Here is a 15,013-nt window from a genome sequence, read left to right as displayed (position 1 = left end):
TAGCGGAAAAATTACGCGTAGGTACAAGGGTTATTCCCGTTGTACCTACGCTTTGGCGAAGAGCCATGTAGGTATTTTTTATCTACATGGCTCTTTTTTTTATTGCCAAAAAGCTAGTAAAAAATGATGTTTCAGCAAAACTTACTACAAAGGAGTTAACAAAAATGGAAACGAAAAAATGGGGATTATGGATTTTAACAGCTTTTGTGATCGGAAATATGGTTGGCGGTGGCGTATTTATGCTCCCAGCAAATTTAGCACAAGTATCAGGTCCAATGGGTTCTACACTTGCATGGAGTATTACAGGTCTTGGCGTATTTATGATTGCACTCGTATTTGGAAATTTAGCAATTCGAAAACCAGAATTAAAAGCAGGACCACAAAGTTATGCTCAAGCGATGTTTCCTTCCAAAAGAGCGGGAAAAGTTGCAGGATATAGTATGGCATGGGGATATTGGGCTGCGAACTGGGCTGCAACAGCATCTGTTATTATTTCCTTCGCTGGATATTTATCAACATTCTTTCCAGTTTTACAAAGTAAGCAAATTCTCTTTTCTATGAACGGATTTTCACTAGAACTCGGAAAAGGATTAACTTTCCTCGTATGTAGCCTTATGTTATGGGGAATTCAATATATTCTCTCTCAAAATATTGACCGCGCTGGCAATATGAATCTTCTTGCTACCATTGCAAAAATTATCGGATTTACAATGTTTATTGTAATCACATTATTCATTTTCAATGCCTCTAATTTCGGAGACGGTCAAACATTTTTGAATGAAGCAGGACAATCCATTTCGTTAGGTGGACAAATTAATTCAGCTGCTATCGCAACACTTTGGGCATTTATCGGTATTGAATCTGCGGTAATGCTTTCTAACCGTGCAAAATCTCAGCGCGATGTAAAAAAAGCTACCCTTCTCGGATTAATTACCGCTCTTCTTATTTACATGTCAATTACTCTACTTACAATGGGAGCTCTCCCACAAGATGCTTTAAAAGAGTCTCAAAAACCATTAGTAGACGCATTAAATTTAGCAATTGGCAATAAAGGCGCCTATATCATGGCTTTACTTGCACTTGTATCTTTATTTGGATCTACAGTTGGCTGGATTGTTGTTAGTTCAGAAGTACCTTATCAGGCAGCAAAGAATGGGCTCTTCCCTAAGTTTTTTGCGAAAACAAATAAAAAAGGTAGCCCTTCAAAATCATTATTTATTACAAATGTGATGACACAAATTTTCTTATTCTCAACGATTTCTGGTACTGTGTCAGAAGCTTATAATTTCGCTATCGTTGTAGCAACATTAGCTTATTTAATTCCATACCTTGTTTCTACGCTGTACCAATTCAAATTGGTTATTACAGGAGAAACATATGATATAATGCCTGGCTCTCGAATAAAGGATGGGATCATTGCTACATTAGCATTTGTATACTCTATTTGGGTTATCAAAACAGGAACTGCTGATTTAAAAACATTCTTCTTAGGAATCGGATTGTTCGTATTAGGTCTTATTCTTTATCCAGTACTAATGAGAAACTCAAAAAAATGAATAAAAAAAAGAGAAGCTACCAGCTTCTCTTTTTTTTAAAAATCTGTAATTAACTTCTCCTTTAACTCTCCTACCGATAAAGGTTTCGCATAATAAAATCCTTGTACATAATCACAACCCATAGATTGTAATAAACTTTCTTGCTCTACTGTTTCTACCCCTTCAGCAACTACTGCTAAATGTAAGCTATGGGCAATTTCAATAACAGATTTTACAATCGTTCGTTCTGGCTGTGCATGATCATAATGAAATTCACGAATAAAATTACGATCAATTTTCACTATATCCAGTGGTAATTTTTTTAAATAATATAAGGAAGAATAGCCCGTTCCGAAGTCATCTAAAGCAATTAAAATACCCATATTTCTTAATTCTTGTAATGTAGCAATAATATAATCAAAATGGCGCACAGCAATGCTTTCCGTTATTTCTAAAATTAAACGATTCGGCGGAAAGCTAGTTCTCCTTAAAATGCTACGCACAGATAAAATAAAACGCTTTTGCATTAACTGTTGTATGGATAAGTTCACAGATAACTTTAGTCCGTCTTGATACTCTGGCAATGTTTTAAACAAGCGACATGACTTTTCTAATACCCAGTCTCCTAATTTTATAATAAGTCCAGATTCTTCAGCTACTGGAATAAATTCGCCTGGCGAAATAGGTCCTTCTTCTGTCGAGCAACGCACTAAAGCCTCAATCCCAATATATTTCTTCGTTTTCAAATCAATAATGGGCTGTAACGCCACCTCTAACTCTTCATCACGAATTGCCTTTTGCAAAGCAAATTCAATTTTCATTCTACGATTTATTTTTGCACGTAACTCGTCTGTAAAGAAACAAGCGGCATTTCTGCCTTGTTCTTTCGCACTGTACATAGCTAAATCCGAATTTTTCAATAGTGTTTCCACATCTTGTCCGTCTTGCGGATATGAGCACAGTCCTAGACTAGCTGAAATATATACTTCATGACCTTCAAGCATAAATGGTGCCTGAAAACACGACAACACAGATGTTGCTAACTGCCTCATTTCATCTTGTGTATGATTTTTTGTTAACAGCACAAATTCGTCGCCACCCAGCCTAGCCAGAACATCTTTCTCTCCTAGCACATAATGCAACCGTGAAGCAACTTCGCTTAAAAGTAAATCCCCTATCATATGACCTAGCGTATCGTTTACTAACTTAAAACGATCCAAATCAAAGTAAATCATACCAAATTCTTTTTTACCTGCAATCATCTCGTTTACAGTCGTTATTAACTGCAATCGGTTCGGTAAACTCGTTAAAGCGTCATGATACGCAAGCTCCCTATAACGACTTTCGCTTAACCGCAACCTCTGTTCAGCTTCTTTCCTACTACTAATATCATTTCGGATCGCAATAAATTGATATGGCTCTCCTTTTTCATTTAAGAATGGAACAATTGTTGTTTTAACCCAATAATATGTCCCATCTTTTGCTTGATTTCGAATTTCACCTCTCCATACTTTTCCGCTCAAAATGCGCTTCCAAAGAATTTGAAAAAATGTTTTCGGGTGATATCCAGAATTTAAAATACGATGATCTTTCCCTATTAGCTCTTCTCGTGTATATTTGGAGATTTCACAAAACTTATCATTTACATATGTAATACGACCATTTCGGTCTGTAATTGCAACAATTGAAGACTCATCTAATGCTAACTTTAAATCTCGCAATGAAGAGTCATATAATGCATGACCTCTTTGTTCTAGCATGCGCCTCTCTCCTTGCTTCCTATCTGACTAAAACACAACTTGTTTCTTTTCATAGAAATAGAGATATTTCATTTTCTAATAATCGTCCTTTACATACATCACTTTTGAAATATGCCGATTCAAATAACATAATATTATTTGTAATAAAAAGCAATATAATACCGTTTCAATTATAAATAGTAGTTTCCTATCGCTCTAATTAGCTTACTTTATTATACCGTATTCATTCTCTTACATTCCTTTATAGCTAGCTCTATACAACCACTGTTTCCTACTAATCTCGCTCACATTTAATCTCTTTACTTTACTAGCGCAATAGAAGTTTGAGCACACTCCCCAACTATTCACGAATAATAATATAAAAATTAAAATTAGTATATATGTTTTTAAATTACAATAACAAAATATTAACATATTTTTACCTTTATTTTGGAAGTATTTTATAAATAAATACTTTATTAAACTAAAAAAAGAGGAAATCCTCTTTTTTTAGTTTAATACGTATATGGTATTTGCTGATAACCCGGATATGGCGTTGGATATGGGGCTGGATAAGTTACTGGATACGGGGCTGGATAGTAGCCTCCACTTGCTGCACCCGTTAACGCGCCAGCTGTAAGTCCACCTAACACGCCTCCTGCAAAACTTCCAGGGAAAAATCCACCGCCCCATGAGCTACCACCCCAGCCCCATCCGCCTCCGTGATGGTGGTGATGATCATGGTGATTGTGACCTCCATGGTGGTGATGTCCTCCATGATTATGACGATAATACAATCCTTTATTTTCTATATAATTCATTATTCTCCTCTCCTTTTCCATTTTCTCGCCTTAATAGTACCTATATAATAAGAAGAATCTGCGTAATACGGATAACCATATCCCCTGTATAAATGGCAAGGGTTTTGTCCCTCCTGCACGGATTATTAACGAACAAATAGCAGGATAATAACGTAACAATATACTGTATGTAGGACAAATGCGGAAAGTATGGGGCAAATGTCTATATTTTGTAAAAAAAATAAAACACTTTATAATAAAGATGTCATATTATATCTTTTATTTAAAAAGTATATATTTAAGAAAGATTAGAGGAATTTTATAGAAATGAAGAAGCCTATCGTTCAATTACTATTAATATTTACAATTGTATCAATCGTTCTTTTCCTTTTAAATACATCTGTTATTTCGTTATATACATTTGTCGGTGCTCTCTGGTCCATCACAATTGTAGGGATTTCGTTCGTTATTTTTATAGAAAATAGATCTCCACAAAGTACCTTAGCTTGGTTTTTAGTATTAGCACTTCTTCCTCTTGTAGGTGTCCTTTTGTATGCGATTTTCGGGCGTAGCCGTTGGAGAAGAAAAAAGCATCTACATCGTTCAGAAGAGCAAAGGAAATTATTCCGTGAAATATTAGAAGGAAGACGAGTAGAACTATCACTCACAGTCCCCTTACATGAACGTTCTACACATTTAACAAAAGTCGTACAAAAATTTGGAGGCGGACCTGCCGCAGATAAAACAACTACAAAACTTTTAACAAATGGAGAGCAAACATTCTCAGAAATTTTGCAATCTATCGAGCATGCAAAACATCACATACATATTCAATACTATATTTATAAGTCTGATGAAATTGGTACAAAAGTGCGGGATGCTTTAATAAAAAAGGCAAAAGACGGTGTTATTGTACGCTTCCTTTATGATGGACTCGGAAGTAACACTTTAAGAAGGCGCTTTTTACAACCTATGAAAGAAGCTGGTATTGAAATTGTAGAATTTGACCCTATTTTTTCAGCTTGGTTACTTGAAACTGTCAATTATCGGAACCATCGAAAAATCGTTATTGTAGATGGAGAAATCGGCTTTACTGGTGGGCTCAACGTCGGTGATGAATATCTTGGCCGATCAAAAAAATTCCCTGTTTGGCGTGATAGTCATTTAAAAATAGAAGGAAAAGCATTATATAAATTGCAAGCCATCTTTCTAGAGGACTGGCTCTATGCATCTAGTGGGTTGAATACTTATTCTTGGGATCAATTTATGAATAGACAATACTTCCCAGGTAAAGAAATTTTAAGTGCAGAAGGTGTTGTGCAAATTGTAGCGAGCGGACCGAGCTCAGATGATAAAAGCATTCGCAATACATTATTAGCTGTTATGGGCTCCGCAAAAAAATCGATTTGGATTGCTACACCGTACTTTATTCCAGATCAAGAAACTTTAACATTATTACGTTTAAGCGCAATATCTGGCATAGATGTACGTATTTTATATCCTGGTAAAAGTGACAGTATTATTAGTGATCAAGCATCTCAGTCCTACTTTACTCCACTTTTAAAAGCTGGTGCCTCTATTTACAGTTATAAAGATGGTTTTATGCATGCAAAAATTGTACTTGTTGATGATCAAATCGCGACAATTGGAACAGCAAATATGGACGTACGCAGCTTTGAATTAAATTACGAACTTATTAGCGTACTTTATGAATCAGAAACTGTTCATGATATAAAACGTGATTTTGAAGAAGACTTTAAGCATTCCACTGAAATTAAATGGAACGCTTTCCAAAAAAGAAGTATCAAAAAACGAATATTAGAGTCTTTCATGCGACTCATTTCTCCATTACTGTAAGCAATCAATGTAATATTGATTGCTTTTTCTTTTGCATTTCTCCTCTTTCCTTTTCTTTGCATACCATATTAAAACGAGTTATCATAAGGTGTATTACTTTATGAAAATAATGTTAGGTGGGAAATACATGTTAGAACAATTTCATATACATGCTGATTTAAAAGAGCAGCTCTCTACAATTCACGAAAAGAATAAGCAAGAAGCTGGTGAAAATGCACATTTAATTGGAAAGAAAATATATAAAGCATCTGATAATAGCATTATTGAAGATGCCATTACAGCGCTTCTTCTTGGAAAAAACATTCTATTAAAAGGGCCGACTGGTAGTGGTAAAACAGTACTAGCTGAAACTCTTTCTTCTTTATTTCAAAAACCAATGCATAGTATTAACTGTTCTGTTGATCTTGATGTAGAAGGTATTTTAGGATACAACACACTACAAACGAAAGATGGCGCATCTGAAGTTACATTCGTTAACGGTCCTCTTATGAAAGCAATGAAGAACGGTCATTTCCTATATATTGATGAAATCAATATGGCAAAACCTGAAACGTTACCACTTCTTCACGGTGCATTAGATTACCGTAAAATGATTACAAACCCGTTTACACAAGAAGTTGTATACGGTGATGACGAATATCGTGTAATCGCAGCGATTAATGAAGGTTACGTTGGAACAAGCGAACTAAACGAAGCATTAAAAAACCGTTTCGTTATTATTGAAGTTCCTTACATCCAAGGTGATACATTAAAAGAACTATTATTAGCTGAATCCAAATTAAATGATGTTGCAACAATTGAAAAGTTCGTTGCATTCGCAAGCGACCTTATGCCTTTAGCTCGTGATGGACGTGTAAGTGAAGAAGCAGCAAGTATTCGTGGCATTATCGACGCATGTGATTTAGGTGTATATATTCCTGTTATGCGCGCAATCGAACGTAGCATTATCGCAAAATTAAACGATGAAACAGAACAAATGACTATCCGTGAATTAGCAGAAAGTTATTTCTTTGAGGGATAATTCATGAGACAAATTTTTAGTGACAAAAAAATTGATGCGTCGCTGTTTCTACAAATGGAAAACTTAATGTATGCTCTTTTAAAAGAAGACGATGCCTACCTTGAGTATGGCTATAAAGCATACTACGACGAAATTGAAAAAAAGGTTGTCATTAGTCACTTTTGGGATGATCGAAAAGAAGAAGATACAGTAATCGGATTAAAAAGCGAAGTGTTTTTAAAAGCACTTGGTAATAAACATTACTCGGACATGACTTTAATTCGTTCTTATGCGATTGAATTACAAGAATCACCTTTAAAAAAGTTTTTAACACAATTATTTGTTCTATTAGAAGATTTACGTGTTGAGGAAATCGTAAAAAACTTACGCCCTGGCACAAAGCATGTTTTTAAAAGAAGAAAAGAAATGTATCGCAATTACTTTGGTTCACAAAATGAAATCAATCGTGTTCGTAACTATCACGGTGATCGTCTATTTTGTCTCTGCTATCTTTCATTAACGAGCGATAAATATGAAATGTTTAATAATGAATATTTCGAGCAAATTGAAGCAATTTTGCATGAAACATTCCAAGCTCGTAATACGGAAGATATTATGTATATCGTTGAAAAGATTCGCTATCGCTTAGAGGAGCTTCTTGAAAGTGATATGCTTAATAATTATTTCGGACATGCTCCGCTTTATTTATCTGTCATTGCAGACGAAAAGAACTGTCGCGTCGAAGATTTAGCAAATGATGATACGCAGCTCATAGATGACGATGAAAATAAAAATAAAATGGATGAAAGTTTCTCCACATGGCATCGTGAAAATAAAAATAACGAAAACGAGAACTTTTTACGCTTTGAATTAGAAAGCGGAACAAAAACAAACATGATGGGCGATACTGCTCGTGAATCAGAAGATGGCGACCAAGCACTTGGTTCTGTGCAAGGTACTTCTCAAAAAAGTACACAATCCAACTTTGATGGCGCTGATACAGAAGAAGCAAGAGCTTCACACGCTTCTAGCCAAAACGAGGGTGCATACGGTAAGTATAACGTTGGTGCTTCTCATATATTTAAAGAAGCTCGCAAATCAAATACCGATGAGAAAAAAGATTACCAAGCTATCAAATCAGTCGTTAATAAAGATGTAAAAGAATTAAAGAAAATTATCGAAAAAACGATTGAAAATAAAACGAATGCAAATAGTGATAAATATTACGGAAGACTTCGTAAGAAATTCCTTCGTATTTATACTGAAAAGCAGCCGCGCATGTTTTATAAAAAAGGACAGGAATCACAAGAACTTGACGTTGCATTCCAATTACTAGTGGACTGCTCTGGTTCTATGTATAACAAGATGGAAGAAACGAAAAAGAGTGTGGTCCTATTCCATGAAGCGTTGAAATCTTTAAAAATCCCGCACGCTATTAGCGGATTTTGGGAAGATGCTTCTAGTGCTAAGCCTGAAGATAAGCCAAACGTTATCCATGAAGTGGTAACGTATAAAAACTCAACGTTACCAAACGTCGGTCCAGAAATTATGCAGCTTCGCGAAGAAGAAGATAACCGCGACGGATATATTATTCGTATCGTTTCTGAAAAACTTGCAAAAAGACCAGAAAAGCATAAATTCTTACTTGTCTTTACAGACGGTGAGCCTTCTGCGCTAGACTATCAACAAGACGGTATTTTAGATACGCATGAAGCTGTCAAACTCGCTCGAAAAAGCGGTATGGAAGTAATCGGGATCTTTATCGAAGAAGGCGAAGCGAAAGAAGCAACTTATCAATTAATGAAGAACATTTATAACCATCACTTCTTAGTTGCAAATCACGCTGAAGATTTACGTCTGAAGATTAAACCACTATTGAAAAAGTTATTACTGAAGACGATTGAGTAGAAAAACAGGAGCCTTGCGCTCCTGTTTTTTCTTTCAATCACTTTGTTTCTGGTTGAAACTTGTATGGAATGGCTATTTCTAATAATGCCTCGAAGCCTCCATCGTAGAATGGGAATCGTTCATTTGCGATTGTTCGATCCACCCACTCTATTGCAGAAATTTCATCTTCATCTTCTGCAATCAGTTCACCCTGTACTACATTTGCTCGGAAAGTAAATAGTATCGCATGATTCCCTGATGCTTCAAAGAATTTTTCATTGATCGCAACAAGTCCACCTGCCACGGCAGTTAAACCTGTCTCTTCTTTTACTTCTCTTATTAGTGCTTCCTCTAACGTTTCATCCTTTTCAACAGCCCCGCCTGGCAATGACCAAACGTTTTGTTCTGCATTATGTACCATTAATACTTTATCCGTTTCTTCATCATGTATTAGTGCATATACGACGTCAACTCTTTGCATGAGACTTCTCTCCCTCCCAAAATAATGAAGAGCCAATTCCTAAGAATCGGCTCTTCCTCTCAATTCATCACTAACTCAGCTGTGAGCTTTTTTTTTAACTTAGCCAACATGTCCGTTGTCATTTTGTCTAAATCGTATTCGGCTTTAAAGCCCCACTCTTTCATTGCTGCTGTTGCATCAATCGAGTTTGGCCAGCTATCGGCGATTGTTTGACGAGCAGGATCTACAGCGTAATCCATTGTAAACGTCGGGATGTGTTTACGAATTGATGCTGCGATTTGCTCTGGCTCAAAGCTCATTGCTGTAATATTGAACGCGTTTCTATGCACAAGTTTACTTGGATCTGCTTCCATTAATGAAATGATTGCTTGTAAAGCATCTGGCATATACATCATATCCATGTATGTTCCTTCTGCAATGTATGAGGTGTATGTGCCTTTTTTAATCGCCTCATAATAAATTTCAACTGCATAGTCAGTTGTTCCGCCTCCTGGAGGAGCTACGTAAGAAATTAAACCTGGGAAACGTACACCGCGCGTATCAACACCAAATTTTTGATGATAATAATCACATAATAATTCTCCTGCTACTTTGTTTACCCCATACATCGTAGTAGGACGCTGAATTGTATCTTGTGGCGTATTATCTTTCGGCGTTGATGGACCGAATGCACCGATAGAACTTGGCGTGAAAAACTTACAGTTTAATTCACGAGCTGCTTCTAATGCATTTACAAGTCCGCCCATATTTAAATTCCATGCAAATAACGGATTTTTTTCTGCTGTTGCTGAAAGTAAAGCTGCTAAATGAATAATTGTATCTACTTCATTACGCTTTGCGATATCATGTAGTTTTTGTCCATCTGTTACATCTAACGTTTCAAATGGACCAGACGTTACTACTTCACTATCTGTTTCACGAATATCTGTTGCAATAACATTTGATGCACCGTATACATCACGAAGTTTCATTACTAGTTCAGAACCAATTTGCCCTAAAGAACCGGTTACTAGAATTTTTTTCATTTTCCCCACTCCTCATTTGCAAGCTATTCAAAAGTTGTCCTTACTTAAATGATGCCCATTTCTTTCCCTACTTTTTCATACTTACGAATTGCTTCATCTAACATTTCTTTCGTATGAGCTGCTGTAGGCATATTACGAACGCGTCCTGTTCCTTTAGCTACAGTTGGGAACACGATAGATTTTGCGTATACGCCTTCTTCATTTAGACGCTTACTAAATTCTTGTGTTAACACTTCGTCACCAATAATACAAGGTGTAATTGGCGTTTCACTTTCTCCGATGTTAAAGCCAAGTTCTTTTAATCCTTGTTTTAAATAGCGACCATTTTCCCATAAACGATCATGTAGCTCTGTGCTTTCCATTAAGATTTCAATTGATCGCATACATGCAGCTGCGTCAGCTGGTGTTAATGCTGTAGAGAATAAGAATGGACGTGAACGAACTTTTAACCAGTCAATTAAGTTTTGTTTCCCTGCTACATATCCACCAATTACCCCAATTGCTTTTGATAATGTACCAATTTGGAAATCAACTTTATCAGACAGACCGAAGTGTTTTACAGTACCTGCACCTTTTCCAAGTACACCTGAACCGTGTGCATCGTCTACGTATGTCATTAAATCTAATTCTTCTGCAATTTCAACAATCTCTGGTAATTTTGCAATATCTCCATCCATTGAGAAAACACCGTCTGTAATTACCATTAATTTATTGTAAAGACCTGATTCTTTCGCTGCGATTGCTTTTTGGCGTAAATCTTCCATATCAGAATGCTTATAAACGATGATTTTCGCTCTTGATAGACGACTACCATCAATAATAGAAGCATGATTTAATTCGTCCGAAAGAATCGCATCATTTTTATCCATAACGGCTGAAATCGCTGCCATATTACAGTTAAATCCTGATTGGTAAGCAATTGCTGCCTCTGTATGTTTAAACTTTGCAATTGTCTCTTCTAATTTAATATGCAAATCTAAAGTACCGTTAATTGTACGAACAGCTCCTGCTCCAACGCCGTACTTATGAATTGCACCAATTGCTGCTTCTTGCAAACGACTATCTGTTGCTAATCCAAGATAGTTGTTTGAAGATAAGTTAATATATTCTTTTCCGCCAATTGTAATGATCGGTCCATTTGAACTCTCAAGCGGATCAATCACGTTATAAAGCCCCTTTGATTTTAAATCCTCTAAATTTTCTTCTAAAAATTTTGCAAGTGTTTTACTAGACATTGTGAAGCCTCCCATCGTTCATGTAAGCGAATTATTGTCTTAATAGTTCTAATAATCCCTCTACTAGCTTAACACGTTTTCAGAATTTATTATAGAAAAATAGCTTAAAGTAACCGCTTACAATTCTAGATTATAAATGATTCATTACAAGAAATCTATCATTTACTTTTCATATTTACGAGCTGGCTCGTCGATGATTATTTTAAAATGGGAAAACGCGTTGAACCGTGGATTGATCAAGAAGTTATTAAATATCATCGTACAATGGAAGAATATTTTACATTATTACAACAAACTGGATTTACGATTACAAACATAAAAGAAGCTACACCAAATCAAACTTATTTTCAGAGTGAAGAAGAATATGAACGACGTTTACGAATTCCCCTCTTCCTCTTATTCTCTTGCCGAAAATAAAAAGACGATGAATTCCTCATCGTCTTTTTTCATTATCTCATTGCCTGAGCAACCTCTTTCACTACACGTCTTCCTTTTCCATGCGGGATACAAAGTGGTGTCCCAAACAATGGATCTGTACTGATTTGACATTCCATTCGGAATACATCACGTACTAGCTTCTCATCCACTACTTCTTCCGGCTTACCTTGTGCATATATTTGTTTATCTTGAATGGCTACAATATTGTCTGCATAACGGCATGCTAAATTTAAATCGTGTAATACCATAACAATTGTTCTTTGTTCTGTTTCATTTAATTCGAATAATAAATCTAGCACTTCAATTTGGTGAGTCATATCTAAATATGTAGTAGGCTCATCCAGTAAAATAATATCTGTATCTTGCGCAAGCGTCATTGCAATCCAAGCACGTTGACGTTGGCCACCTGAAAGAGCATGCACATCACGCTCAGCAAATTCTGTCATACCTGTTGCAGCAAGTGCTTTTTGTACCATTTCCTCATCTTTTTCTGACCATTGTTTCAGCCATGTTTGATATGGATAACGTCCTTGCTTTACAAGTTGCAATACTGTAAGCCCTTCTGGCGCTTGCGGTCCTTGCGGTAAAATTGCCATTTGACGAGCAATTTGCTTCGTTTGCATACTTTGAATGGCTTGATTATCTAACAAAATGTCACCAGTTGTTGGCTTTAATAATCTAGCTAGTGAACGTAATAAAGTTGATTTCCCGCAACCGTTAGAACCAATAAAAATTGTAATTTCGCCTTTTGGAATTTCTAAATTCAACTCATCAATAATAATTGTTTCGCCATAAGACAGCGTCAAACGTTTCGTCTCCAATGCTTTTTGCATATTCATCTCCCTTTATGAATTCCGACTTTTATAAAGTAAATAAATAAAATAAGGTGCACCAATTGCTGATGTAAATACCCCTGCTGGAATTTCAAGTGGGGTAAAAACTGTACGCCCAATTAAATCTGCAGCGAGTACTAAAATTGCACCAACGATCGCCGCAACTGGGAGTAATGCACCGTATAAAGAGCCAACTAGTCTTCGTGAAATATGAGGTGCCATTAAACCGACAAATCCAATTCCTCCAGCAAAGGCAACTGCCCCGCCAATTAAAGCTGTACTCAGTAATAACATGAATACGCGTGACTTCGTTAAAGGAACGCCCAGTCCTACCGCAATATCATCCCCTAGCTCTTGCGCATTTAAATGTCTGGCAGCTATAAATGATATTACCGTTAAAATGAGAACCCACGGCGCAAGTACCATAACGTTTTGCCATGAAGAACCGTAAACAGTACCTGTAATCCATACATTCGCTTGGCTCGCTTGATAAATTGGCGCTAACAACATAAACAAAGTCGTTGCTGCTTTCGTTAATGCCCAAAACCCAACACCTATTAAAACGAGACTAATTGGTGATAATCCGTCATTTCTCCATGCAAATAAATATACAAAAAGCGCTACAATCGTTGCCCCAACAAAGGCTGCGAGCGGCATATAATGAATGCTTACGGTTAGCGCATTATTTTTATCACTAAATATAGCTAAAAATAATACAACTGCAACACTTGCACCACCTGTAATCCCGATGATATCAGGAGAAGCCAGTGGATTTCGAACGAGACCTTGTAAAATACATCCTGCTACAGCAAGTGCGATCCCTACAAGGATGGCAATCAAAATACGCGGCATACGAAACTTATTTACAACCATATTTGACATCGCATCACCATTTCCAGTAATCGCTTGCCATACATCATAAGGAGCAATTTTCATGTCTCCCATACCTGCACTCGCAAAAAATAATCCAATTAAAACAACTAATAAACTGAATAAGACGAGACAAGCTCGTTTATACATTAAAAACGAGAGCCCGCCTTTTCCTATGCGAAACGGAATATACTTCTTCATTTGCTAAGCCCTCTCTTACGTGCAATATAAATAAAGAATGGTGCCCCGATAAAAGCTGTCATGACCCCTACTGGTACTTCTTGTGGCATAATGACATATCTTGCTGCTATATCTGCTAATATTAATAGTATTGCACCTAACAAGCCGCTATACGGTACTCTCCACCTGTGATCTACTCCAACAAGAAATCTGGCAAAATGCGGGGTAACAATACCAATAAATCCAATTGGGCCAGCGACCGCAACTGAACCACCAGACAACAGGACAATAATAAGTAGTACGAATGATTTCATTAAAATTGTTCGTTGTCCAAGCCCTTTCGCAACGTCTTCCCCCATCATTAATGTATTTACTTTCCCTGCCATCATAAGAGATGCGATCCAGCCTACTAATAAATACGGAAATACAGATTGTAAAATTTCTAACTTTCTTCCTTGCACAGATCCGGCAAGCCAAAACAATACCTCTTCAAGTGCTTTTTCATTTAACACAAGTAACCCTTGTGTTAATGATGAAAATAACGCACTAATTGCGACCCCTGCTAACGTTAACTTAAGAGGCGTCGTCCCTTCTTTTCCTAAAGAACTAGAAGCAAATACAAGGACTGCAGCAACTGCTGCCCCTAAAAAGGCAATCCACGTGAAAGCCGATAATGATGTCACGGAAAAAATCACAATTGCTACAACTATGAAAAACGCAGCACCTGAATTTAGTCCAATAAAATCTGGAGAGGCAAGTGGATTCTTCGTTAAAGTTTGCATAAGACAACCTGCAATGGCTAAACTAGCACCAACACTAGCTGCAATTAACGCCCTTGGTAGACGCACATTTTGAATAATAATATGTTCATTGGAACCATTAAAATGAAAAAAAGCATCTAACGCTAATTTCCAGCTCGTATTTGTATATCCGAAAATAATACTTCCCCAAATACAAATAACGACTGCCATGATTAGAGCAAATAATCCAATCCATTTTGCTTGATTTGTTTTTAATAACATGCAGCGTTTCCCCTTCAATGTATAATGATACGTTGTAAGTGTATTTCAACTTAATTCTCATTGTCAACGATAATGAGAATTATTTTCATTGACAATTGGACCATGAAGTAT

General features: G+C 36.5%; 12 protein-coding genes and 1 pseudogene. 5 read left to right on the top strand and 8 right to left on the bottom strand.

The genetic code is table 11. The features are described 5' to 3' along the window. Positions 1 to 164: 164 nt before the first annotated feature. Positions 165 to 1,556, top strand: coding sequence for an amino acid permease (locus tag ACTFOB_RS16020; protein WP_440027034.1), 1,392 nt, complete (start codon positions 165 to 167; stop codon positions 1,554 to 1,556). A gap of 35 nt (positions 1,557 to 1,591) precedes the next feature. Here ACTFOB_RS16020 and ACTFOB_RS16015 read toward each other — a convergent pair whose 3' ends face one another. Continuing rightward, entirely contained in the window at positions 1,592 to 3,295 is a 1,704-nt protein-coding gene (locus ACTFOB_RS16015) for a putative bifunctional diguanylate cyclase/phosphodiesterase (protein ID WP_440026899.1), read from the bottom strand. 494 nt (positions 3,296 to 3,789) lie between these two features. Next, positions 3,790 to 4,095: a cobalt transporter gene (locus ACTFOB_RS16010; RefSeq protein ID WP_440026898.1), complete on the bottom strand. Its 306-nt coding sequence runs from the start codon at positions 4,093 to 4,095 to the stop codon at positions 3,790 to 3,792. Between the two features lie 306 nt (positions 4,096 to 4,401). Here ACTFOB_RS16010 and ACTFOB_RS16005 point away from each other — a divergent pair, with 306 nt between their 5' ends. From ACTFOB_RS16005 to ACTFOB_RS15995, 3 genes are all read left to right on the top strand, one after another. Further along, positions 4,402 to 5,931, top strand: coding sequence for a cardiolipin synthase (locus ACTFOB_RS16005; RefSeq protein WP_440026896.1), 1,530 nt, complete (start codon positions 4,402 to 4,404; stop codon positions 5,929 to 5,931). Between the two features lie 127 nt (positions 5,932 to 6,058). Beyond that, positions 6,059 to 6,952, top strand: coding sequence for an ATP-binding protein (locus ACTFOB_RS16000; protein WP_440026895.1), 894 nt, complete (start codon positions 6,059 to 6,061; stop codon positions 6,950 to 6,952). Between the two features lie 3 nt (positions 6,953 to 6,955). Further along, positions 6,956 to 8,839: a vWA domain-containing protein gene (locus tag ACTFOB_RS15995; RefSeq protein ID WP_440026893.1), complete on the top strand. Its 1,884-nt coding sequence runs from the start codon at positions 6,956 to 6,958 to the stop codon at positions 8,837 to 8,839. A 37-nt stretch (positions 8,840 to 8,876) separates the two neighbouring features. On the opposite strand, the gene ACTFOB_RS15990 is transcribed toward ACTFOB_RS15995, so the two are convergent. The 3 genes from ACTFOB_RS15990 to ACTFOB_RS15980 are packed head-to-tail and all read right to left on the bottom strand — an operon-like array spanning position 8,877 to position 11,559. Further along, the gene (locus ACTFOB_RS15990; protein ID WP_440026892.1) at positions 8,877 to 9,299 is read right to left on the bottom strand and encodes an NUDIX hydrolase; all 423 of its coding nucleotides are present in this window, start codon (positions 9,297 to 9,299) and stop codon (positions 8,877 to 8,879) included. 59 nt (positions 9,300 to 9,358) lie between these two features. Then, positions 9,359 to 10,324, bottom strand: a complete 966-nt coding sequence (locus tag ACTFOB_RS15985) for an L-threonine 3-dehydrogenase (RefSeq protein WP_000723139.1) — start codon at positions 10,322 to 10,324, stop codon at positions 9,359 to 9,361. 44 nt (positions 10,325 to 10,368) lie between these two features. Beyond that, positions 10,369 to 11,559 carry a glycine C-acetyltransferase gene (locus ACTFOB_RS15980; RefSeq protein WP_076542357.1) on the bottom strand — a complete coding sequence of 397 codons (1,191 nt, stop codon included), beginning with the start codon at positions 11,557 to 11,559 and terminating at the stop codon, positions 10,369 to 10,371. Between the two features lie 177 nt (positions 11,560 to 11,736). On the opposite strand from ACTFOB_RS15980, the pseudogene ACTFOB_RS15975 reads away from it, so the two are divergent. Continuing rightward, positions 11,737 to 11,976: pseudogene (locus tag ACTFOB_RS15975) on the top strand (SAM-dependent methyltransferase); the annotation flags it as partial. A 32-nt stretch (positions 11,977 to 12,008) separates the two neighbouring features. Here the strand turns inward: ACTFOB_RS15975 and ACTFOB_RS15970 are convergent. From ACTFOB_RS15970 to ACTFOB_RS15960, 3 genes are read right to left on the bottom strand one after another with little or no spacing between them, the layout of a single operon-like run. After that, complete coding sequence (locus ACTFOB_RS15970; RefSeq protein WP_427231845.1) at positions 12,009 to 12,830, bottom strand: ABC transporter ATP-binding protein; 822 nt, start codon at positions 12,828 to 12,830, stop codon at positions 12,009 to 12,011. Positions 12,831 to 12,842: 12 nt separating this feature from the next. Beyond that, positions 12,843 to 13,901 (bottom strand): FecCD family ABC transporter permease, encoded by a 1,059-nt coding sequence (locus ACTFOB_RS15965; RefSeq protein WP_088095119.1) that lies wholly within the window; start codon positions 13,899 to 13,901, stop codon positions 12,843 to 12,845. Continuing rightward, on the bottom strand, positions 13,898 to 14,902 hold the full coding sequence (locus ACTFOB_RS15960) for a FecCD family ABC transporter permease (protein WP_440026888.1): 1,005 nt from the start codon (positions 14,900 to 14,902) through the stop codon (positions 13,898 to 13,900). The genes ACTFOB_RS15965 and ACTFOB_RS15960 overlap by 4 nt, the downstream gene beginning before the upstream one ends. Positions 14,903 to 15,013: the final 111 nt, after the last annotated feature.

The sequence above is a fragment of the Bacillus cereus group sp. MYBK79-1 genome, assembly GCF_051915365.1.
Classification (GTDB): Bacteria; Bacillota; Bacilli; order Bacillales; family Bacillaceae_G; genus Bacillus_A.
The sequence above is the reverse complement of the archived record's forward strand: the minus strand, read 5'-3'. Positions and strand labels throughout refer to the sequence as shown.

What these genes read in the sequence shown, in the direction of transcription:
- ACTFOB_RS15980 (WP_076542357.1), bottom strand. Translation starts at nt 11,559, where the DNA reads ATGTCTAGTAAAACACTTGCAAAATTTTTAGAAGAAAATTTAGAGGAT.
- ACTFOB_RS16005 (WP_440026896.1), top strand. Translation starts at nt 4,402, where the DNA reads ATGAAGAAGCCTATCGTTCAATTACTATTAATATTTACAATTGTATCA.
- ACTFOB_RS16010 (WP_440026898.1), bottom strand. Translation starts at nt 4,095, where the DNA reads ATGAATTATATAGAAAATAAAGGATTGTATTATCGTCATAATCATGGA.
- ACTFOB_RS15960 (WP_440026888.1), bottom strand. Translation starts at nt 14,902, where the DNA reads ATGTTATTAAAAACAAATCAAGCAAAATGGATTGGATTATTTGCTCTA.
- ACTFOB_RS15970 (WP_427231845.1), bottom strand. Translation starts at nt 12,830, where the DNA reads ATGCAAAAAGCATTGGAGACGAAACGTTTGACGCTGTCTTATGGCGAA.
- ACTFOB_RS15990 (WP_440026892.1), bottom strand. Translation starts at nt 9,299, where the DNA reads ATGCAAAGAGTTGACGTCGTATATGCACTAATACATGATGAAGAAACG.
- ACTFOB_RS16020 (WP_440027034.1), top strand. Translation starts at nt 165, where the DNA reads ATGGAAACGAAAAAATGGGGATTATGGATTTTAACAGCTTTTGTGATC.
- ACTFOB_RS15965 (WP_088095119.1), bottom strand. Translation starts at nt 13,901, where the DNA reads ATGAAGAAGTATATTCCGTTTCGCATAGGAAAAGGCGGGCTCTCGTTT.
- ACTFOB_RS15985 (WP_000723139.1), bottom strand. Translation starts at nt 10,324, where the DNA reads ATGAAAAAAATTCTAGTAACCGGTTCTTTAGGGCAAATTGGTTCTGAA.
- ACTFOB_RS15995 (WP_440026893.1), top strand. Translation starts at nt 6,956, where the DNA reads ATGAGACAAATTTTTAGTGACAAAAAAATTGATGCGTCGCTGTTTCTA.
- ACTFOB_RS16000 (WP_440026895.1), top strand. Translation starts at nt 6,059, where the DNA reads ATGTTAGAACAATTTCATATACATGCTGATTTAAAAGAGCAGCTCTCT.
- ACTFOB_RS16015 (WP_440026899.1), bottom strand. Translation starts at nt 3,295, where the DNA reads ATGCTAGAACAAAGAGGTCATGCATTATATGACTCTTCATTGCGAGAT.